The following is a 22589-nucleotide window of genomic DNA, read 5'->3' as shown; positions in this document are numbered from 1 at the left end:
GCACAAATTGATTTGAATTAGGCATATTTTGTTTAAAACATGAACATATCTTCACATTTTTGGATATAACATGGAGTACAATAAGAATAATATATATATATAAAACACTGAACTTAAAACAAATCCATAAAAGGGATTTTATTACATTTTTGGTGATGGAACTTTAGGCATTAAAAAACGAAAAACAACCGCTCTGCTGTGCTAGAGCGGTTGTTTTTCGTTACTTTTTTTCTACATTACAATAAAATTATGTCCAACCTTTAATCTACTATATTTATAGTGTAGTTATACTGACGAGGTTTCAAGAGTAATGACCGTAATCTCAGGTCTGCAAAAAAAACGAAAAGGATAAATTGTTGTACCTATCCCTTTGTTTGTATATACCTTTAACGAATCCCCTACTTCATACAAACCATTTACGTACTTTTTAGCCATAGGTGGCGTAATAATATGTCCGATTAAAGGTAATCTTATTTGCCCTCCGTGGCTATGCCCAGAGAGCTGTAAATCTATCGGATAATTCTGTGCAACATCTGCAAAATCTGGCTCATGAACAAGCAAAATCGTATATGTATCTTTATAAGCTTCTAATAGCGTTTTGTCCAAATTAGGATTACCATCCATAATATCATCGACACCACTAATATTAATCACTGCATTATTTCTTTTAATTTGTATATTCTCATTCACGAGCAGATTGAATTCTGAACGTCTTAAAGCTTCAGTAACCCCTGTAGCTGTTTTTGTTCTACTTCTATAATCATGGTTACCTAATACTGCAAACTTGCCATAAGAAGCCTCAAACTGTTGTAGCTTAGGTATATAAGCTTCTAATATAGAGGCATCTTCATCTACTAAATCACCCGTAAAACAGATGATATCTGGATAATGAGCATTTACTTGTTTAATTAAATCATCTAAATATTGATCATCCATATGAAAACCAAGGTGCAAGTCACTAAAGTGAACGATCTTTAATCCTGAAAACTGTGAAGGTATTCTTTTAGAACTCAACTTAATCTGATTTGTTTGAAGCCACTTTCTCTCACCAAAATAAGAATAGGTAGGGATGGATACAGTTAATCCTATTAAAGCTAAGCCACTTTTCCATATTTTTTTCAGAAAACTTCTTCTGGAAATCTTTTCTTTCATCCCAATCTCACATCCCAATAAATACATATGTTAACACTTTAACAGATTTATTCAAAACCTTCATTAAAAATGCATGTTCGTATAATCTTTTCAGCACTGAAAAGATTATACGAACATGCAGAAGCAACACCTGTTGTGTAAACATTTGGAATACGTTGTTTTATCAAAAAATCCTAATTCAGATTGAGGAACGGACTCTTTATACAACAAACGTTATGTTAGGTGTTAATGAGGGTAAACGTGATTGAATTTATTATCATTGTTGATCATAACTTGCTCTGGCAAGCTCTCTTCGCTAGTGCAATTGCCCCCTTCAGTCCGGCATCATCCGCCAACCCTGGTGGAACAATATATTGAGCAATATTTTCTTGTGACAACTCATTAAAAGATAGGTAACCATTTAGTTTATCTTGAACCATTTTTTGAATGAGTGGAAATAACTGATGTTGCTTCATGACCCCACCACCCAGGACAATTTTCATCGGTGAAAGGGTTAAAATAAAATTAACAAGCGCTTCCGATAAATAATAGGCTTCCAACTCCCACACTTGATCTACATCTTTTAAGGCAACACCTTTTTTCCCCCATCTCTCTTCTAAAGCAGGTCCAGCAGCAAGCCCTTCTAAACAATCATGATGATACGGACAACAGCCTTCATAATGGTCTTCAGGATGTCTTCTCACGCGAACATGCCCCATTTCTGGGTGTGAAATCCCACTTAACATCGAACCTTGAACAATAACACCTGCTCCAATACCTGTGCCGATGGTAATATATAAACAGCTAGGAAGTCCTTCTGCGGCTCCCCACATACTTTCGGCAAGGGCAGCAGCATTAACATCTGTGTCAAAACCAATAGGCACGTTCCAAATCGAGCTTATCGCTCCAGCAAAATCAAAATCCTTCCATTCCATCTTCGGTGTATTTTTAATATATCCATACGTTTCACTGTTTCGATTTAAATCAATGGGACCAAAAGAACCAACACCTATTGCATCCAATTGAGTCCCTCTAAAAAAATGCTTTACTTGTGCCATCGTTTCTGTTGGATTCGTGGTAGGGATGGATACACGATTTGTAATTTCGCCTTTTTCATTCCCAATGCCACAAACAAATTTTGTTCCACCTGCTTCAATTCCTCCGAAAATCATATATATCTTCACACCCTGTCAACATTTATTTGTTTGTTTAAGAAAATGATGCAATGCCCCTAGTTGTCCAGATTGATTATAGAAATGACAATGGTCAAGTTCTGTTAACTCTAAAGCTTCTGGGCGTATGGTACTAATTTTTTGTTTAATTTTAGAGATGAAATTATGCTGTGAGCTGATTCCACCACCGAACAATATTTTCTCAGGTGCCATGACATGAATGATGTTTAAAGTTCCTATTGCTAATGTATGATAAAAAGATTCTACCTCTTTTGTAACTCCTTCATCTCTCTGCTCATATAAAGCAAATATCTCTCTTCCTGTCAAAGGTCTCTCTAATTTCTTTGAAATTCTATCTTCCAAGTTCCAAGTTGATCCTAATCGGCTAAAAGAATATTTTTCAAATAGAAGCTGTTCAGGTGTTTTTGAATCAGCATGAAGTAACATTAAACCAATCTCTCCAGCCATGCCATGTTTTCCTCGATATAAGTTCCCATTTAAATATATCGAACCCCCAATACCTGTACCTAACGTAATGCAGACAAAGTTATCAGTATTGACAGCATTGCCTTTCCAATTTTCGGCTAAAGCCACACAATTCGCATCATTTTCCAACTCAATCGGAAGTCCAGTTTCTTTTAACTTTTCTTTGACATTTGAATGCATAAGATCTATGACAGAACCTGCGTAATACACCTCACCTGAGTTTATATCCACAGCACCCGGAATACTTAAAGCGACTCCTTTGACAGGGTATTTTCTTTTACTCTCGTTGATTAGTTGTAATAGCAGTTCATAAATTTCATCGTTTCCTTGCGCTGGTGTAGGATATGAAGAAGATTCAATCGCTACACCTTCCGCATTCATAATTGCATGTTTCACTGTTGTTCCACCAACATCAAATATAACATATCGTTCCATTGTGTTCACCTACAAATAAGATTAAAATCCGTTATTCTCAGCTAACTTACTAAACCAAAGTCCGCTTTTTTTAACCATTCTTGCACCATCTCTATTTAAATCTACAGATACAAGACCGTAGCGATTTTTATATGCGTTTAACCAAGACCAATTATCCATGAACGTCCAAAGATGGTAACCTTTCACGTTGACTCCTTCTTCGATAGCTTTATGGACCCACCTAAGGTGACCTTTGAAAAAGTCAATTCGATAATCATCATGTATACAGCCATCATCATCTAAGAATCTCTGCTCATTCTCCACGCCCATTCCGTTTTCAGAAATAAAGCATTCAATATTGCCATAATTGTTTTTTACGTTGATCAAAATATCGTAAATTCCTTTTTCATATATTTCCCATCCACGATGAGGGTTCATCTTGCGTCCTGGCATTTCATAATAATCAAAAAATTGTTCTGGCATGAAAGGTGCTTTAGGATTAGGAATATGCTCCTTCGCTTTAATCCTTCTCGGTTGATAATAATTGATCCCTAACAAGTCAATGGTATTCTCTTTTATCGTTTTTAAATCTTCCCGTTCAAACGAAGGTAAAAAGTTGTGATTTCGTAAAAACTCTACAAGTTCTACAGGGTATCCTCCCTTAACAGATGGATCTAAAAAAGAACGATTGAACAGTAAGTCGGCAATATTCGCTGCCTTGACATCTTCAGGATGAGCACTGCGAGCATATGAAGGAGTTAAATTGATAATAATACCGATTTTCCCATCCTGCCAAAGTTGTTTGTATACCCTAATCACTTCTGCACTGGCCAACATGGAGTGATAAGCTACTTGAACCGCTTTTTGAAAATCACATAGTGCAGGATAGTGATGACCATATAAATAACCACATTCTACCGGTACGATTGGTTCATTATGAGTAAACCATTTTTTTACACGATCACCAAAAAGCTCAAAGCAAGATTTTGCATAGTTAACATAAAACTTGACAACATCTCGATTTTCCCATCCCCCTATCTTTTGCATGTCTAGTGGCATATCAAAATGGTATAAATTGACGAATGGTTCTATTCCTTGTTTAATTAACTCGTTGATCACATTGTTATAAAACGAAACAGCCTTTGGATTGACCTCCCCTACTCCTTTTGCAAACATTCTTGACCACGAGATCGAGAATCGGAAACTGTTATGCCCTGTTGCCTTCATCAGTTGAATATCTTCACGATATTTTTCGTAAAATTGCGAAGTTTGAGTAGGCCCTATCCCATGATGAAAACGATCAGGTTCTGTCTCATACCAATAATCCCAAATGTTTACTCCTTTCCCATCTTTATATGCTCCACCTTCCATTTGCGTTGCAGATGATGAGGAGCCCCACCAAAAATGTTCAGGAAAGACAAATTGTAAATCTCCGCAATGATCTTCATTGGTTTGTATCATACATTTCACCTTTCAATAAACATAGTGCGGATGATCCATTCATCATCCGCACCAGTTTGTTTAAAATCAATGATTTTCAATCAGGTGGTGTAGATTCACCATCTGATTCGCCGATGTTCAAGATATGCTTGAACCATTTCACTCATTTATTTACCCTTGTGCATTTCTCCACTCATCATATTGCTTTTGCATTTCTTCAATAACAGTATCTATACCAGCATCCGTAAACTTTTTATTCGCTTCAGACAAGTATTTTTCTGGATCTACAGCCCCGTTCATTAACGATTTGTTGTACTGTTCCGCTACGTTAGAGATAGCTGCTATTTCAGTACGAACAGAATCAGTGTCAAATACAAATCCTAACGTAGGTGCATTAGTTGATGAATCATTAAAAGTTTGGAAAGATTCCCATTTATCATCTGGATCATCCTCATATAGAGGTAGGATGAAATGATTCCCTAGTGCAAAGGTAGGTACGGAGTAGCGCTCTGAGCGCACTGTACCAATATCTCTAATTTTTCCACTATCAAGTGTTTCATAATGGACACCTTCAACTCCTTTATCAATTGTAGTACGGACAAAAGGATCGGTATTCAGTAAATCCATAAACATCATTACACGTTCTGGGTTGTCTGATGTAATTGAGATGGCATGCATAGAGCCCAAAACTGAGTTATTAAACGTAATAGGATCATGCATCGGTTGAACGACTACCTCATAATTACCAGAACGCTGCCACAAAAGTTCTGCATAAGGCTGGTACATTTCTTTTCTAACAAACCAATTTTCTACTTGGTAATCATAAGTCGCATTTTCATTTGTACCGGCATCAGCTGGTATGTAACCTGCATTATAATATTGATGCATTGTTTTTAACGTTTCCATCGTTTCTGGTTCATCATACCAATTCACTATTTTCGCTTGATCCCCATCCATGTTCACTGCAAACGGTAATTTCTCTTGTAAGATGTAGTCAAACGGCAAATATGGTGAAAATGGTGCGATTGGTGCTTCTATATCTGCTTCATTATTTTTAATCGTATTTAAAAACGGTTCTAAATCTTCTAAAGATTGAATCGTTGAAATATCCATATTGTGTTTATCAACGAGACGTTTGTTGAATACATATACGCTTTGTTGCCCAACTTCTTTGTTCACAGGAACAGCATACAATTCCCCATCAATTTTTGCACCCTCTAAGAACGCTGGATCAATAACAGCCTTCATATCCTGTCCATATTGATCCATAAGATCATTCAATCCTAGAAAAGCACCTTTTTGAGCGTTTATTATATAATTTGCTGCCCAAGAGCTAGTAAAAGCGATATCAAATTTATCACCAGCAGTAATCATTGTTGTCATTTTTTTGTCATACTCACCCCAGTCGATAAACTCCAAATCTAGAGTAGCATTAATTTTTTCCTTCAAATATGGATTAAGCTCTTCCAATACCAAATCAAGATCTTGTGGAGGCCCACCAATCGCGTACCACTTGATCTCATACGGCTCAAGCGTGGCATTTGTTTCTGTGTTCGTTGTATCTGTGCCAGGTTCTGTTGTTTCATTATCACTACATCCTACAAGTATAAAACTAAAACTTAACACTACTGACATTAATAATAAAAACTTCTTCATTGTAAAACCTCCCTTATAATATCAATGTATCTATTCCTTAACACTTCCTACCGTTAACCCTTCTACAAAATATTTTTGGAAAAACGGATAAGAAAGTGCGATAGGTAATGTTGAAATAACCACCATAGCCATTTTAGCCGAATCTTCTGGTATAGCAATACCCGCCTGTAATCCAGATATCAATTTCATTTCCTTAAGAAATTCAATGTTGCTTTCAATCTTGGAAAGCAGCGCTTGCAGCGGATATAAATCTGGATCAGTGATGTAAAGAAGTGCCTGAAACCAGTCATTCCAATAAGTCAGTGTACTGAATAACGCAATTGTTGCAATAGCGGGTAAAGATAAAGGCATCACAATTTTCATAAATATTTTAATTTCACTTGCACCATCAATTCGTGCCGATTCAATCACCGCTTCCGGTACAGATCTTATGAAAAAGGTTCTCATAATGATGATCCAAAATGCTTGGACAACAAGAGGTAAAATCAATGCCAAAACGTTATCTCGTAAACCAAGAAATTGTGTCACAACGATGTAAGTTGGTACTAAACCACCACCGAACAACATCGTGAAAAAAGCTAAAAATGTAAAGAATCTACGATATTTGAACTCTTTTCGTGATATCGCATATCCAAATAAAGAAATCATTACCACACTTAACAATGTCCCAAATACAGTAATAAACAGGGTGACCCCAATCGAACGTAGTATTTGTCCCTGCGACTTCCACAAATATTTATACCCTTCTAAACTCCAGGCATCCGGAATAATCTGGAACCCATTTCGTATTAAACTTTCTTCAGCAGTGAAAGAAATAATAATGACATATATAAATGGAAAGAGGCAAATGAACGAGAAAACTGCCATCATGATGCTCAAGATAACATTAGAAATCCCCTTTAAGCCATATGGAGTATATCCATTTGTCAATGTCAATGATGAATTATTTGCTTTTTTTGTCATGGTCATATTCCCCTTTTCTAAAATAAAGCATAGTCTTCATCAACTTTCTTCACCACATAATTTGTTATAATCACTAGCGCAAAACCCACAACTGATTGATAAAATCCTGCAGCGGCTGTCATACTCATATCCCCTAATGTTGTCAACCCATTATACACATACATATCGATGGTATTTGTAACGTCATATAATGCACCTGAATTTTGTGTAACCTGATAAAACAAGCCAAAATCAGAGTAAAAAATTCTCCCAATATTCATAATGGTCAATATCATCATTAAAGGAGTAATCATCGGAATCGTTATATGGCGGATCTGCTGCCACTTCGATGCTCCATCAATCATTGCCGCTTCATAGTAGGAACGGTCGATGCCGACAATAGCTGCTAAGTACACAATCATCTGATATCCTACACCTTTCCACATCGCCATAAAAACAAGAATGAAAGGCCAATAGATCGGCTCGTAATACCAAGAAATCGCTTCCACTCCGAAGAAAGATAATAGACTGTTAATTGCCCCGCGATCAGTACTTAAAAAGGTCATAACAAAATAACTTACAACAACCCAAGATAAAAAGTGAGGAAACAGCATTCCCGTTTGATAAATTTTTGTTAGCTTTTTATTTGCTAGTAAACTTAAGCCAATTGCAAAAGCCACCGCTAAAAAAAGTCCTAGAAAAATAAATACTAAATTGTATAAAATCGTGTTGCGTGTTATCTCCCAAGCCACATTCGTTTTAAATAAAAACTCGAAATTTTCAAATCCAACCCATTCGCTATGCCATAGGCTGGCGAAAAAGCCATCTCTATGAATTCTAAAATCTTTAAATGCAATAACATGTCCAATCATTGGTAAATAAGAAAAAATGATGAACCAAATGGTTGCTGGTAAAACAAACATTAGCCATATGCGATTAGCATATAAATCTTTTAGAGTATTTTTAAACCATTTCATGTAGCCCTCCGATCCTTTCAATTATATTTCTCTCCCTCATCTATATTGTATAACCGTTCAATCTCACTCGATAGTTAACAATTATTAGATTTGCTGGACTAATCTTATTTCCCAAAATCTACTATGTTCAAATAACCTGAAAACCAATACAACAGCAAACTCTTTGGTCATTATATGGTGGAAAATCACACTTTCCTAACATTAAAAAAACTCACCTTTGTGTTACGTAAAGATGAGAAAATAGATCAATCCACTTTATTTTTACACTTGTTTACTACGCCACTCCGTTGGGGTTAAACCGATGCTCTTTTTAAACTGCTTGTAAAAATAAGTAGGGTCTGAATAACCGACCATCTTACCAATTTCACCCACTTTATACTGGGGCAGCTTCAGCAGTTTCTTTGCCTTTTCAATTCGCAGGTGGTTAATATGATCTGAAAATACGGTACCCACTTCCTTTTGGAAAAGCTGTCCTAAATAATTGGTATTCACATGGAAACGCTGGCTTAACGTCTTTAAAGAAAGTTCCTTATGCAAATGTTCATGTACATATTGCAAAACACTTTTAATAATAGGACTCATTTGTTGATTATGCCTCTCAATATTTTCAAAGGTTTCGATAATAAACTGGTTCATAACTTGTTTCAGCTCTTCAATCGTATTTGTATGCATAATTCTAGTGACCATTTCCGAAAAGACGTTTAGATCTATTTGAGATTCTATTGCGTTTAAAACAATCGATAATAGTTTAATGGCAAATCCTTTAGATAATTTTGGTATATCAACTGATATCACTTCGACAAATCGCTGAAATGCCTGATCAACCCACTGCATGGCACCATCTAGATCACCGTTCAATACATGATTCACAAGGTCTTGAAAATTGTAATCTATCATGAGATTTGATGTTTGGAGATAATTTTGAGTTCCTGTTTCCGTAATCACGTGCGTGTTTTCAGGTAGAACAAAGCGATAAGCCCTTAATTCTTTAACCCGAAAAAAGCTTGAAAATATTTCTTCTATTGAATTCGCTTCTGACCCAAGAGCGATAAAATATTGTGCAAGTTTTTTATGATTACGCAGTTCGGCTTGCAAATGTTCTACGTCCTGCTGGACATGACTCACTTCTACGCCAGACCAAATTAAAATAAATTCCTGCTCTGGACTTAATGTACAAATACAAGAAAAACAAGATTCAATCCACCTTCTTAATTCAGAGAAAGATCTTTTTTGGGTGGTTTGATCAAATTCCACCTGCAAAATAGCTACAGCCAATGGATTCATGAATGGTGCCATCCCATACAATTCTAAGCGATCTGTAAATTCTTGATTGCTAATGTCTTGGTTCAACCATCTCCATATACTGTTATCTCTAAGTATATAACTATCTTCATCATCATGTTTGGCTTTATCTAATTTTTCAACAGCATTTCTAAGCGTAGATATAAGTTCTCCTTCATCTATCGGTTTTAACAAGTAATTTTCAATCCCTAAAGAGATCCCTTTTTTCACGTATTGAAATTCTTGATAACCAGTTGCGACAATAAACTTCATATCTTGATTTCTCTGTTTAATTACCTTAATTAGTTCAAGACCGTTCATATTTGGCATCATGATGTCAGTGATCAAAAGGTCACATTCCAGATTTTCTAATGCTTGTAATGCCTGCTTGCCGTCATACGCTACTCCAATGACCTGAAGACCATAATCTTCCCAATTAATAATGGACTTCATACCCTCTACAATAAATGGTTCATCATCAACTAAAAACACTCTATACATGCGTTTCCCTACCTCTGTTCCAAAATGGAACCAGAATGTTAATTGTAACCTCGGTCCCTCTATGCTCTACACTATTAATCTCAAGTCCATATCCATCTCCAAATTTCAAACGAATTCTTTGATGAACATTCGACAAACCTAAGGAATCTAACACTTCACTTTCATCATTCAACATCTCTCTTATTTTTTCTAAGCGATCGCTTTCAATACCTATTCCATTATCTTGAATTCGAATACTTAGTGTCTTCTTCTGCTCTTCGATATGAATTGTAAGCAAATTCGAGTATTCATCCTTCCTTAATCCATGCAGTATATAATTCTCAATAATCGGTTGAAGAATAAATTTTGGAATAGGATAAGCTAATATATGCTCTGGAATTTCATAGACTACATTTAATCGATTTGGATAACGAATTTGGAACAAATTCAAATAGCTTTTTACATGTGAAATTTCATCCTCTATGGTCACTTCATCATGATTTTTCATCGAGTAACGGAACATTTTCGTTAATAGAACAATCATTTCACTTGTTGTCTTGTTGCCATCAGCAATGGCTTTCATCCGAATCGCTTCTAAAGTGTTGTACAAGAAATGTGGGTCAATTTGTGATTGCAATGCTCTCATCTCGGCTTCTTTTTGCTTAATTTCAGACACAAATACAATATCGATATATCGGTTTAATTCTTCTAACATTTTGTTAAAACTATTCGATATCGTGCTTAATTCATCCCTTTGGTTATTATTTTCTGGGATTCTTACATTTAAATCCCCGGTTTGTACTTTTTTTATTGATTGTTCAATAGACTGAATGCGCTTTGAATATTTTCGCATGGTCCAGTATGTCATTGTGATGGCTGTCGAAGCTAAAGCTACAGTCAATAACAACATCACAACATGAACTGTTGTCACTTGTTCAACTTCTTTTTTTGGTATCATACCAACAAACATTAACTGCGATCGCTCATCTACTAACTTGTTAGCATAAAACTTTTCTCCATCTATCTGAATCGTATTTATTGACGTTTCATAACTCGGGACATTGATATTTTTTAACAGAATCCCTCCTTCTGTGGAATATAGAAGTTTTCCCTCTTCTGTATATACATATACCGTTCCCTTTAACTGCTCCTTTTGTGAATCTAGCAGATCATTGATTCCAGCATAATCATAATATACATTTAGTATACCTAGCAGCTCCATTGCATTTCCGTAGTACAAGGGATGGGATATTTGAAATGTATTTTTAGATTTTTGATCCATATGCCGTCTAGAATATAGTTTTTTTTCACTGAGTGATTTTTCACTTGTTAAGGTAACTGCTCTCACATCTTCATCTTGTCCAAAATAGTCTTCAAAAAATGACCAACTACTAACCATTTGAAAGGAACTGCTTAGCATATATTTTTCTAGACGATATTCTATTAATTCTTGTTCACTATGATCCAATGAAAAGACAATTTCATCCATTATTTCTTTGTTTGTATAACTAAGATCATGAACCGCTGTTTTCAGCAAATCTTGTTTATGATTAAAATAAGTTTCCATTCGTTCTAAAATGGCAGTATTGGCGTCAATTTTTCTCTGTACCTCTATTTCCGTATAGTAGGACCACAGAACAGCAAAAAGTAGAAACATAAAAATGATAATAATTAAAGAATTTGCTAGCAATATTTGAAAAAACACTTTATGTCGATATTGTTTAATTTTATTGAACATTGTTGACGATACACCTCCTGCTCCTGTTGTAAATATATGTGTATTGTCTGGATAAGCATATAAACCTAACATCTCTTGAAAGATGCTAAGTTTATTATACTAAAAAAATGTGTTTACCTTCGTAGGAATTTTATGGCGAATGTTTTGATTTCATAGGGTTTAATGGAACAATTGATCGAATTCCCCTTAAAAATGTCGGATATCGGTTGTTCCATTAAGTCAACCTCTTGCCATTCTTCAATACCCCAGTCTGAAGTAATAGTTACTTCAGCTCTTCTTCCTTCAAATTCATGAAGACGTACAATAACCGCATGATCATTCTCTGCTTTTTTAATGGCATCGATATGAACGTGATGGCAAGATAAGTTCAAGAATGATGAAAACGGAGCAGTTAACGTACCTTTTATCGCCTGTAATGGCTCGTTTAAAACCCATGCTTCTCGTACCGTTTCCGCTTGTCTCCAATCACCTTGATGTGGTAACAGTGAATATGTGAATTGATGCTCTCCCTGATCTGCTGTAGGATCAGGATGAGTGGCTGATTTAATCAATGTCAGTCGCATGATGTTGTCCATAATGTCGTAACCATATTTGCAATCATTAAGCAAGCTGACTCCATAACCTGTTTCTGATAAATCAGCCCACATGTGACCGACACTTTCGAAACGTGCCATATCCCAGCTTGTATTTTGGTGGTTTGGCCGCTTCACATTGCCGTATTGAATATCATAGGTTGCTTCAGTTGTACGCACATCTACAGGAAAGGCCACTTTTAACAATTTCCTTTGTTGATGCCAATCCACGTTTGTACTAAAATCAATCCGTTTCGAACGTGTATAGACAATCATATCTTGACTCATGGTTGATTGTAGATAAGTCCAGTTAAAACGAATTACCGCTCGCAATAGACCACATTCAACCAATTCCACAGAGGTGAGCTCTGTTACTTCTTCCATTTTTTCCTTATAGAAAATATCAATATCCCATGCATCATGCGCCAACGGTTTATCCTCAAACACCTGAAGTATGTTTCCTTTTTCCCTATTTGCAAAGACTTGTCGCTCGGCAACCTTATCATAGATCTGTACGATCTGTCCTGATTTATTCCATTTAATCTTATAAAAAGGTGTATTAATTGAAGAATCTGTATAATCAAATAAACTCACTGATTCTGTCTGATGCTTGTTGGAATGAGGTTCAAATAATATTTCTGTACCAGAAAAACCTTTTAAACCTAAGACCTGCACATACCATCCGTGCTCCGATCTTTGAGATATTAAGTGGTTTCCTTCCTGATCACGCCAATTACCATCTTGTTGATTTACTTCATCATATGTTACCTGCACCAGCTCTCCCTGTTGCCAGTGTGAAGCGTTCATAACTGTATACTGCTGTACACTAGAATCTATCAACCCAGCCAATGCTTTATTAGAGATACTTCGATGCAGATCCCAAGACTGTTCATACTCTACTTTGGAATCCTCATAAACTTCCTTGATTGAGGAACCTGGAATGATGTCATGAAACTGGTTACGCAGGATGATCTTCCACCCTTCATCCAATTCCGCTTGAGGATACTCATTCCAACCCCTGCTCAGAGCATTCATCACATTTAACCATTCTGCTTCACGGTAGGCCAATTCTAGTTTGCGGTTCATTTTTTTATTGTGTGCTTGGCTTGTATATGTACCACGATGATACTCAAGATACAGCTCACCGTCCCATGTATGCACGTAACCTTCCGTATTCTCAATATTTTGATGGAGTTTGTCGAAAAATTCTCCCGCTTTTGTTGGTTTCACTTGAGGAAGACCCGGCATACGATCTAATCTTCTTCGTAACTCTAACATATCGCGATTGACACCACCGCCGCCGTCACCGTAACCATAAGACAATAACAAATCCTGATTTACATCTTTATTTTGATACGATTTCCATAGACCTTTAACCGTTTTCGCTGATACAAGTCCATTGTACGTATAAAACCAAGAGTCATCTGAATTCCAAGGTTCAGGTGTTGTTATAAAATGAGTTAAGATTTCACTACCATCTATACCTTTCCAATGAAAAGTATCATGCGGCATGCGATTATATTGATTCCAGCTAATCTTAGTAGTCATGAACGTTTCAATTCCTGATTTGCATAAAATTTGCGGCAAAGCCCAACTGTAACCGAATACATCAGGCAGCCATAGATATTTACAGGTCACACCAAATTCTCTTTCAAAAAATCGTTTTCCATATAAAATTTGACGTACTAATGATTCGCCACTTGTGACATTACAATCAGCTTCAAGCCACATTGCTCCTTCGGGCTCCCACTTGCCTTCTTTAATACGTGTTTTCATTTGATCATATATTTCTGGATAGTCCTCTTTTATATATTCGTACAGTTGCGGCTGTGTTTGTAAAAAAACATATTCTGGATACTGTTCCATCAAACGAAGCACGGTCGAAAACGAACGGGCCGCTTTTTCTCGTGTGTGTTTTAAACGCCACAGCCAAGCAACATCAATATGTGTATGACCTATACAATGGATTGTTACTGGGTGCTGTTTTTCAATTTGGTTGATCTTCTCATTTAAGTTTGCTTGCGCTTCGTAACAAGATTGATAGAAACTTTCACTGCCAGGTAAAGACCAATCAATCATTAAGTAAGTTTGGTTCAAGGTATTTAGTAGAAGTTGTTTTTCTGGTTGATCCTCGCTCAATTCTTTCACAGTTTGTAAAGTGGCAAGCGAAGTATAATACAAATCATCCACTTTTTCATCCAACCAAGCGATTTGTGCCGTTTTGATCTTATGCTCTTGCTCTTTAAGAAGACCTCCTCCTTCGAGACCAGACCACAACCGAAAATCCAAACGATTCGTTTTCCCTACTGCATCTTCTGGAAAAAAAACTTCCTGATGGTTAGAATCAACACCTTGATAAGGACGTCCGTTCAAAAACAATAACGATTCAAAGCCTGAATTATTCCCACCACCAGTATTTCCAAAATCAAATAAACCGACAGTTTTTCTCCCTTTCCATTCGTGTGGGATGTCCACATCCGCCTGAAGCCAAATATATTTATCCCTTCCTTTCCAGTTATCGTCAACGTTTATGGTTTGATTAGAAGTCAACTCAAGTGGATACTGGCCAATCTCCCCCTCATCCTCCTGACAACGGAAACTGAAAATCCCCCTTTTCTGCTGGTATCTAAATGTTAACAACTCTTGAATTCTCGCCTCTAGTTTGTTTTCTGTATGAAACAAGTCCACTTCTTCCTTTCTGAGCATTTAGCTAAATATTTAAATTGGATCAAAATGATTCTCTCTAAAAAAAACATTTCGGGAGAAAAATATCAAAAAATATCATTTCCCCCGAAATAAAATAGCTAAAATCAAATTAGTAAATGAATTCATTCAGCATAGCTGAAGCTAATCACTGAGCAGGAAACCCATAAACTTCAAATTCGTAGATTCTAGCTGCTTGATCACCGCCCTGTGTCGGTTGATTAACCCATAAACGTACATATCTTGCTGACGTTAATGCAATTGAATCCTCTGAAATAGCTTTTGTGTTCTCCATCACTTCAGTAACAGTTGTCCAACTCTCACCATCTGTACTGACTTCAATCGAATAGGCTTTTGTATTATAAGCTGCACCTTCACCACCAGCTTCAGCATGTTTTGTCACAAATTTAGCGATGGAATATTCTACTCCAAGGTCAACTTTCAACCAGTGCGGTGCATCACCTAATGCACACCATTTATTCGTTACTGTCCCATCCACAGCAAAAACCGCTGCTTCAGAAGCAGCACATGCATCGTCGGCCTCTACAAACTTGTTCAATGCAACATTCGTCATGTTTTCAGCGCCTTTTGTAACAAAGATCAGATCTTCTTTTGTTATTACGTTTTCACCTTCACTATTAATAGCAGTTAGGGTTACCGTATAAAGACCTTCGTTTGCAAACGTCACAATTGGATTTTCTTCTGTACTTGTTGCTGGCATTCCACCTTCAAACTCCCAGTACAATGATTCTGTCACTGATGAAGATGTGTTGAAAAACTGAATTTCCTCACCTGGACCAATCACTGTTTTATCCACTGTAAAATTCGCTACAGGAACTGGATATGAGGGCCACTCCATCTTCACTCCAGCATCTTCACTTTTTTCAAAATTAGAACCTATAGCTACGATTTCAAACGATGTTTCCGTTTCTTTTCCGTCACGTCTCATTTCAGATACAAAGAATATTTGATTTGGTGTAGCACCGATAAATTCCTTACTTCCATCTGCCATTATTCTGTAGATCTCGTAATGATCTGCGTCAGTTACTGCATTCCATGTAAGTGATACATCTGCAAAAACAGCATTTTCAAATGAACTATCTTTTACTTGGAATAATTCTGGTTGATCTAAATTCAATTTCTCTTTTTTGTTATACAACTTCATCTCGCCTATACTCATCGTGTAATCTTGAACATCTTCTTCACTTTCAAAATATAAGGAAATAGCTGCAATTTGTTTTCCTTCATATTTTTCTAACTTTAATACTTGGGTTACCCATTCTTCTTCCATACTGTCATCTTCATCTTCATCATCTTCTTTATGTAGGTAAATAAATTGGTCTGGATCATCTAATAAGCTGATTCCTACCTTCATATCTGCTTCATTTGTATTCGTCTGATAAGTGATGGATAGTTCTGTATCCTTATCTACCGTTAAATTCGTTTTATACAACTTAATATTTGTTGGTTCATCTGCATCAACCATCCCTGATATCTTCAAAGAACTTCCACCATAATATGCAGTTTCCCAATCAAATTCAGGGGTAAGCAACTGTCCTCCTTCTACTGTCCAGCGCCAAGTTGGCAAAATGTCCTGTAGGCTGCGATTGTTCCAAGACTGCTCACTCATGACCTCTCCATCAACTGTGAAAAGGTTACCGCTGCCCGTATTAAAATGAGTAACAAACGGGTATTTATTAATCACTGTTTTGCCTATAAAATAATTCGCCATGCCTTTCCATCTTCCAGGATCTTCTGTATTAGCAGGATCACCATCTAATCCTACCCAAAAGTCTTGCTCCTTCTGGTAAAATTGCTCCATTGTATCCGAAGTTTTATATGTCCAATCTGGACGGTAAATACCTAAAGATGCATAAGGTGCTTTGCCAGATGGGAAAAGCCCGTTCCATGGTACATTTGTTGAAGTTCCAGCCGCTTCAGTATCAATTCCAGCGAATAAATCATATGGACTTCTGCTAATTTCATTTGCTTTGTTATAACTCTGTTGTTGATTGCTCCACCAAAAGTTCAAAAACATGCTATCAGAGACACGCTTTTCTCCATCTTGCACAAAAAAGCTGTTTGCATCTGTTAAATAATTTTGCCATGATATATTTCCATCTCTAGTCATGGAATCATACCACATAATATGCATGCCTTCGGGTTTCTTCTCTTGGATATAAACGAGGAAGTCCTGCATTTTTTGAGCTGTTTCTTTGGTCCCACCATTTGTTTCTTGGTTAAAAAACCAGCCATCAAAACCATAGTATTGTGCGACTTCAATTAATTTGTCGGCAACTGGGAAAGAACCATCTGCTTCCTGCTCAAGCATTTGTTCTATCCAAGCAAACTGCCCCCCAAATACTTCTGGTGGAAAGAAAACGGTACCTAAGATGGGAACACCATTTTTGTGGGAAGCATCGATTACATCTGCACTTGGTGGAACTATGATTCCCTCACCTGATGAACCAGCCCAATACACCATAATATCTACATACTGCCAGTAACCAAATGTGTTAGAGTAAAAGTCTTTACTACCTTGTGATGGTACACCACTTGTTTGTTGATTTAATGCGGACAATGCTACAAGTTTTGCCTCAGATTGTGCTGTGTCATTCACAGCGTACAGTGTATTTCTCTCTGCTAATGGGACCTGGCTTCGGTTGTATACTGCATCTGGGTCAGTTTCTGGACTCCATTGCATTAGATCCTCTGGAAACCAATACGATGAGTGTGGTTGTTCGAATGCTGAACTTATAGTAGGAATAATAAATAATAGTCCCAAACATAACAATGTACCTAATAACAACTTTGACTTTGACATCATTGGACAACTCCTTTTGGATTAATATTTATTTTGAAGCCTTTGATAAAGCGGACTTCCTTTGACAGCAATGTTGAGTAAACTTAAAACAAACTCACTAAACATCGAATTGGCCCAAGAAAACCAATCTCTTGTGAAGTTCTCAGGATGATCAGCATCAAATCCCTCATGCATAAATCCAGTTCCTCCATCGGTTTGTTTAAACAATTCTAAAATATGAGTTTTTTCTTTTTCATCATTGGCAGTCATCCCCTGAATGGCTAATGCAATATGCCATATATAATGATCAGGTGTATGTGGACTGCCGATTCCCTCGGCTTTTTTTCCTTCGTAATAATAAGGGTTGTTACGGCTCAATATAAAGTTGCGTGTATTGATATATGTTAAATCTTTAAACTCACAGTACCCTAAATAAGGCATAGCAAGTAGACTCGGTACATTCGCATCATCCATGAAATTGTAATTTCCAAATCCATCGGTTTCATAACTGTAGATTTTGTCATAAATCGGATGGTCAAAGATACTGTAGCTTTCAATACCATTTTTAATTTCTGCAGCTAACACTAGACATTGTTTAGCAAGATCATAATCTAGCAATACTTGTTCACATATCTCTACTGCATACTGCAACACGACGACGGCAAACATGTTAGAAGGAATTAAATATCCATAGTGACAAGCATCATCACTCGGACGAAATGCACTCCAGGTCATTCCAGTTTTTTTCACTTCTCCACCTTTTCCATCACGTGTTAATGTATCTGATTGACGAACATCATAACGCTCAAAACGGTATGGAGAATCTTGTTCGTGATCTTGCTCTGTCTTCCATACTTTTAAAATGTTGTTCAAACCTTGCACGAAGTTGTCATCGAAATGAGTGGTTCTGCCGCTGGATTTCCACAGCAAATAGGCGAGCTGGACCGGATAACACAGAGAGTCAATCTCATATTTGCGCTCCCATATCCATGGAGTCATATCGGTTTCATCCGATTGATGCCCTTTTCCATTCAAGTTTTCATTGAATGCATTGGCATACGGGTCATGGTTAATGTATTGAAACTGTCTGCGTACAACACCCTCGATGAGTGCAGCCATTTCTTCATCTTCCTCAGCAAGGATTAGATAGGGTCTTACCTGTGCAGCTGAATCGCGAAGCCACATTGCTGGAATATCTCCAGTAATGACGAAGGTTGTACCGTCATTTTGTGGCTTTAATGTTGTCAGGTATGTATTTACGAAACACATCTCAAACATGTTTTGCAGTTTGGCATCATCAGGAAAGTGTTGTTTTACTTTATCTATTAGATTTCGCATTGATTGTGGAATGTCGATATTTTCTTTTTTCATGCTGTCTGATCTCCTTTTGATAGATTAATAGGTCTTGTTCTACCTTTCACGTCTTTTTTCCATTCCCCATCCTAAAGTAATGATTTCATACGGTTTAACTGTTTTCCTTATTTCATTTCCTTCATGAACATTGTATTTTTCCTCGACAATGTTGCTATGAAAATGGGATGATGTATCTTCAAATGTTGCAGTTAAGTTTACGTTTTTATCAGACGTATTAAACCAGCGGGTCATGATATCATTGCTTTCTTCTGCCAGTTTTACAGAGGTCAGGGCGAGTGACTGTCCTTGCCATTGCAAGAAAGATTTTGCTTTTGGTAAATCTCCATCATGCGAATCTGTTTGAACAACGATCAATGGTGTTTGGTATTCATACATTTGCTGTGCCATTTGTGAAGTAACCACATTCCCTACGTGTGGGATGATTGTCCATTCTGCTGTATTTTCTCCTAAACACTGCGCTTCAGGAGTCGGAAAGACTCCCCAGTCACCTAGTTCAGAAACTGATCGAAGGATTGTGACTGCTATTGTATTTTTTTCCGGCAACACTTCGTACTCATTTAAACCCTTATTTCCGATCGTTAATCCTTGATTTTCATCTGACACACTGATAAACGCTTGCTGATGATGATCAAAGTTTGGGTTTTCCCAATCTATTTCAGGTTGGTTGTTTCTTTTCACAACTTCAAAAATGCTATCTGCATAATGATGAGAACTGTGCAAATTCGTAGGATACAAGACACGGATACGATGATCTTTTGCCGAATTATTAATCAAGGCTTTAATATGTGGACCCTTTGCTTTTTTATCGAGCGCAAGTCTAGTACGAATTTGAATCACTGTTGTTTCATCTGAACGACCAGATGACCGATTTTTGTGCCATGTCAGTTTCAATTTTTCTTTTTCAAAACTTTCAGCAGCACATTTAGGGATTTCCCAGTTATGAACAATTTCTACAGCAGCACGAAGCGGATTATTTTCTATTACTGTAATGTTTGCGGCTAATTGTTCTGTTGTCAGCGAATCATCTTGTGTTTTTTTGAACATGTATTCATTTCCGATATCACCCGTGTTTTCGTAAATTCCGAGTTGATGATATACTTTACCCGTTTCTTTGTACGTTAACGTATAAGAGCCGTTATCATGAATTTCGATGTGAAGAAATTCGTTCTCTAGTTCACGATCCGAGGTTAAAATATTTCGTTCAGTTGTATGATCGCCCATTTTGACGTCTGTTACATAATAAGTGCTGTACCCCAATCCAGGAAGATCTTTAGCCATAAACTGTACTTCAATGATCTTTGCAAAATACGCTTTTCTAAATCCATCATCTGGTAAATCGTAGCCAAATTTCACACCTTTATCTTTTATTTCAGACAACTGTACGATGCCGTTACTATCGGTTATGTTTAACTTTGGCAGTGGTTTTGTTTGCAAATAATCTGGAATTTGTTCATAAGGCATGTCTTCAAAATATATTTTTTCAAATTCAATCACTTTAGTAATCACTTTGTTTCTTTTTTTACCTGAAGCGTTAAAAACAACAAGTGGAACGCTGTTTTCTGCATGATTAAAGTAGTTTGTATGGATATTTGCAGCGATTTCCGCTGTTTTATCATCAATAATCATTTCTGTCGTTTGTTTTGCCTTCTCAAAACGAGTTACCATTTCACGGTGAACCTCATCTACGCTACACCCACAAATACTATCATGCGGATGATTTTGCATTAGTGTTTTCCATGCATAACGCAAATAATGGCGTGGATATTCAAAACCAAGTGAATAGGCCATCACGGATAATGGCTCAGCGGCTTTTTCTAATAAAGATTGGCACTCTTGATTCATCTGTTTTAGGTAAATCCTTGCTGAAGCTGTATTAACGAGCGTAGACCAGCCATCCGTTCGCTGGTTGCGTAATTCTCCATGAATCGATTGCAAATTTTCAGGTAGATGCTCATGGATTGCCTCGATGTAATCATCAAAGTTAGAATGTACAAATTGGATATTCGGATATAGTTCTTTTGCTTTTTCTATCGCTTCTCCAATGTCTTTTTGAACGGGTTGATGGTCACATCCATTCATAAACAACAAATGTGGGGTTGATGCATATTTTTGTACATCATTTAATTTTTTGTCCCAGAATAACTTCGCATCTTCTCCTACCGGTATTTCATTTCCGTTGGAATACCAATTTGCAAAGAGAATACCTAACACAGAAGATCCATCTGGTGATAACCAGTTCATTTCAGAAAAAGGAGATTCATAACTTTGCATCTCTCCAACGGTATTATTAAATCCCGTTGGTTTTACTCCCCTGCCAAAAGCTGCGGTTTCAATTCCTGCTTGTTTCAATAGTTGAGGTGCCTGGCCGTAAATTCCAAATGTATCTGGGAAGTAACCAAGTTTTGTCATTACGCCGTATTGTTTGCTGTCCTGCAATCCGTACAATAAATTGCGCACATTCGCTTCACTACTTGTCAAAAAAGCATCCTGCAACACGTACCACGGACCAATGTATATTTTTTTATCTTGTATTGCTTGCATTAACTCCTGTTTGCGTTCTGGGCGAATCTCCAAATAATCTTCTAAAAGAACGGTTTGTCCATCCAAATGGAAGCTTTTAAACCGAGGATCAATTTGAAATAAATCCAACAAACGATCAATCAGCTTGACTAAATCATAACGATGTTTTTCAAATGGCATGTACCATTCTCTATCCCAATGTGAATGAGATATAATATGTGCCGTCAACTTTTCCACTTTTTCCACTTCCCTATTGTAAACGTAATCAATTTACTTTCTAGTAAGTTCATGATTTTACTCTACTTATCCTTACAATATTTTTATCCCAAGTTAAAGTCAATTCATCTTCTAAAGGAGATAAAGTTTTTCCATCATATCTAAAAAAAATCCATCATTTAAAAAAACAAAAGATTCAGGGATATCGGAATATTCAATAGATTGGGGAGGTACAAAGAATATATAAGAACATCAAAATAGTAGTGAAATTATACACGCGGACTTATGAAAATAAAGAAATATGTATGTATACAGAGGAGTTTGTCAAAATTAATTTTAAGAATTAAAAAAATGGCTCTGGTAATGAATACCAGAGCCATTTTCTTTAAACTTTATATTTTGCTTGGCAACGTCCTACTCTCCCAGGACCTTGCGGTCCAAGTACCATCGGCGCTAGAGGGCTTAACGGTCGTGTTCGGTATGGGTACGCGTGGTACCCCTCCGCCATCATCACCAAACGATAGACAGTGGTTACACCATCAAAACTGAAAACGAGTGAACTAATTCTCCATAGAAAGGAGGTGATCCAGCCGCACCTTCCGATACGGCTACCTTGTTACGACTTCACCCCAATCATCTACCCCACCTTCGGCGGCTGGCTCCCCTAAGGGTTACCTCACCGAC

13 protein-coding genes and 2 rRNA genes are annotated in these 22589 nt (G+C 36.9%); all 15 read right to left on the bottom strand.

Going from position 1 to position 22589, the window contains the following annotated elements; translation table 11 throughout:
• Positions 1-285 precede the first annotated feature (285 nt).
• On the bottom strand, positions 286-1152 hold the full coding sequence (locus EPK97_RS14400) for a metallophosphoesterase (RefSeq protein WP_162037327.1): 867 nt from the start codon (positions 1150-1152) through the stop codon (positions 286-288).
• 266 nt (positions 1153-1418) lie between these two features.
• Positions 1419-2303: an ROK family protein gene (locus EPK97_RS14395; protein WP_162037326.1), complete on the bottom strand. Its 885-nt coding sequence runs from the start codon at positions 2301-2303 to the stop codon at positions 1419-1421.
• An 18-nt stretch (positions 2304-2321) separates the two neighbouring features.
• Positions 2322-3224 (bottom strand): ROK family protein, encoded by a 903-nt coding sequence (locus tag EPK97_RS14390; RefSeq protein WP_162037325.1) that lies wholly within the window; start codon positions 3222-3224, stop codon positions 2322-2324.
• Positions 3225-3245: 21 nt separating this feature from the next.
• Positions 3246-4664 (bottom strand): glycoside hydrolase family 1 protein, encoded by a 1419-nt coding sequence (locus EPK97_RS14385; RefSeq protein WP_162037324.1) that lies wholly within the window; start codon positions 4662-4664, stop codon positions 3246-3248.
• A 150-nt stretch (positions 4665-4814) separates the two neighbouring features.
• Positions 4815-6299 (bottom strand): ABC transporter substrate-binding protein, encoded by a 1485-nt coding sequence (locus EPK97_RS14380; RefSeq protein WP_162037323.1) that lies wholly within the window; start codon positions 6297-6299, stop codon positions 4815-4817.
• A gap of 30 nt (positions 6300-6329) precedes the next feature.
• Positions 6330-7262, bottom strand: coding sequence for a carbohydrate ABC transporter permease (locus tag EPK97_RS14375; protein WP_162037322.1), 933 nt, complete (start codon positions 7260-7262; stop codon positions 6330-6332).
• A gap of 17 nt (positions 7263-7279) precedes the next feature.
• Positions 7280-8218 (bottom strand): ABC transporter permease, encoded by a 939-nt coding sequence (locus EPK97_RS14370; protein ID WP_162037321.1) that lies wholly within the window; start codon positions 8216-8218, stop codon positions 7280-7282.
• A 261-nt stretch (positions 8219-8479) separates the two neighbouring features.
• On the bottom strand, positions 8480-10000 hold the full coding sequence (locus EPK97_RS14365; protein WP_162037320.1) for a response regulator transcription factor: 1521 nt from the start codon (positions 9998-10000) through the stop codon (positions 8480-8482).
• Positions 9993-11717: a sensor histidine kinase gene (locus EPK97_RS14360; protein ID WP_162037319.1), complete on the bottom strand. Its 1725-nt coding sequence runs from the start codon at positions 11715-11717 to the stop codon at positions 9993-9995. The genes EPK97_RS14365 and EPK97_RS14360 overlap by 8 nt, the downstream gene beginning before the upstream one ends.
• A gap of 113 nt (positions 11718-11830) precedes the next feature.
• Positions 11831-14971, bottom strand: a complete 3141-nt coding sequence (locus tag EPK97_RS14355) for an alpha-mannosidase (RefSeq protein ID WP_162037318.1) — start codon at positions 14969-14971, stop codon at positions 11831-11833.
• 169 nt (positions 14972-15140) lie between these two features.
• The gene (locus EPK97_RS14350) at positions 15141-17816 is read right to left on the bottom strand and encodes an endo-beta-N-acetylglucosaminidase (protein WP_162037317.1); all 2676 of its coding nucleotides are present in this window, start codon (positions 17814-17816) and stop codon (positions 15141-15143) included.
• Between the two features lie 21 nt (positions 17817-17837).
• Positions 17838-19166: a glycoside hydrolase family 125 protein gene (locus EPK97_RS14345; protein ID WP_162037316.1), complete on the bottom strand. Its 1329-nt coding sequence runs from the start codon at positions 19164-19166 to the stop codon at positions 17838-17840.
• A gap of 39 nt (positions 19167-19205) precedes the next feature.
• Positions 19206-21926 (bottom strand): glycoside hydrolase family 38 N-terminal domain-containing protein, encoded by a 2721-nt coding sequence (locus tag EPK97_RS14340; RefSeq protein WP_162037315.1) that lies wholly within the window; start codon positions 21924-21926, stop codon positions 19206-19208.
• Between the two features lie 380 nt (positions 21927-22306).
• Positions 22307-22423, bottom strand: a 5S ribosomal RNA gene (gene rrf / locus EPK97_RS14335).
• 56 nt (positions 22424-22479) lie between these two features.
• Positions 22480-22589: ribosomal RNA gene (locus EPK97_RS14330) — 16S ribosomal RNA — on the bottom strand; the annotation flags it as partial.

This window comes from Chengkuizengella sediminis, from assembly GCF_010078385.1.
GTDB lineage: Bacteria > Bacillota > Bacilli > Paenibacillales > KCTC-33759 > Chengkuizengella > Chengkuizengella sediminis.
This window is presented reverse-complemented; position numbering and strand designations above follow the sequence as displayed.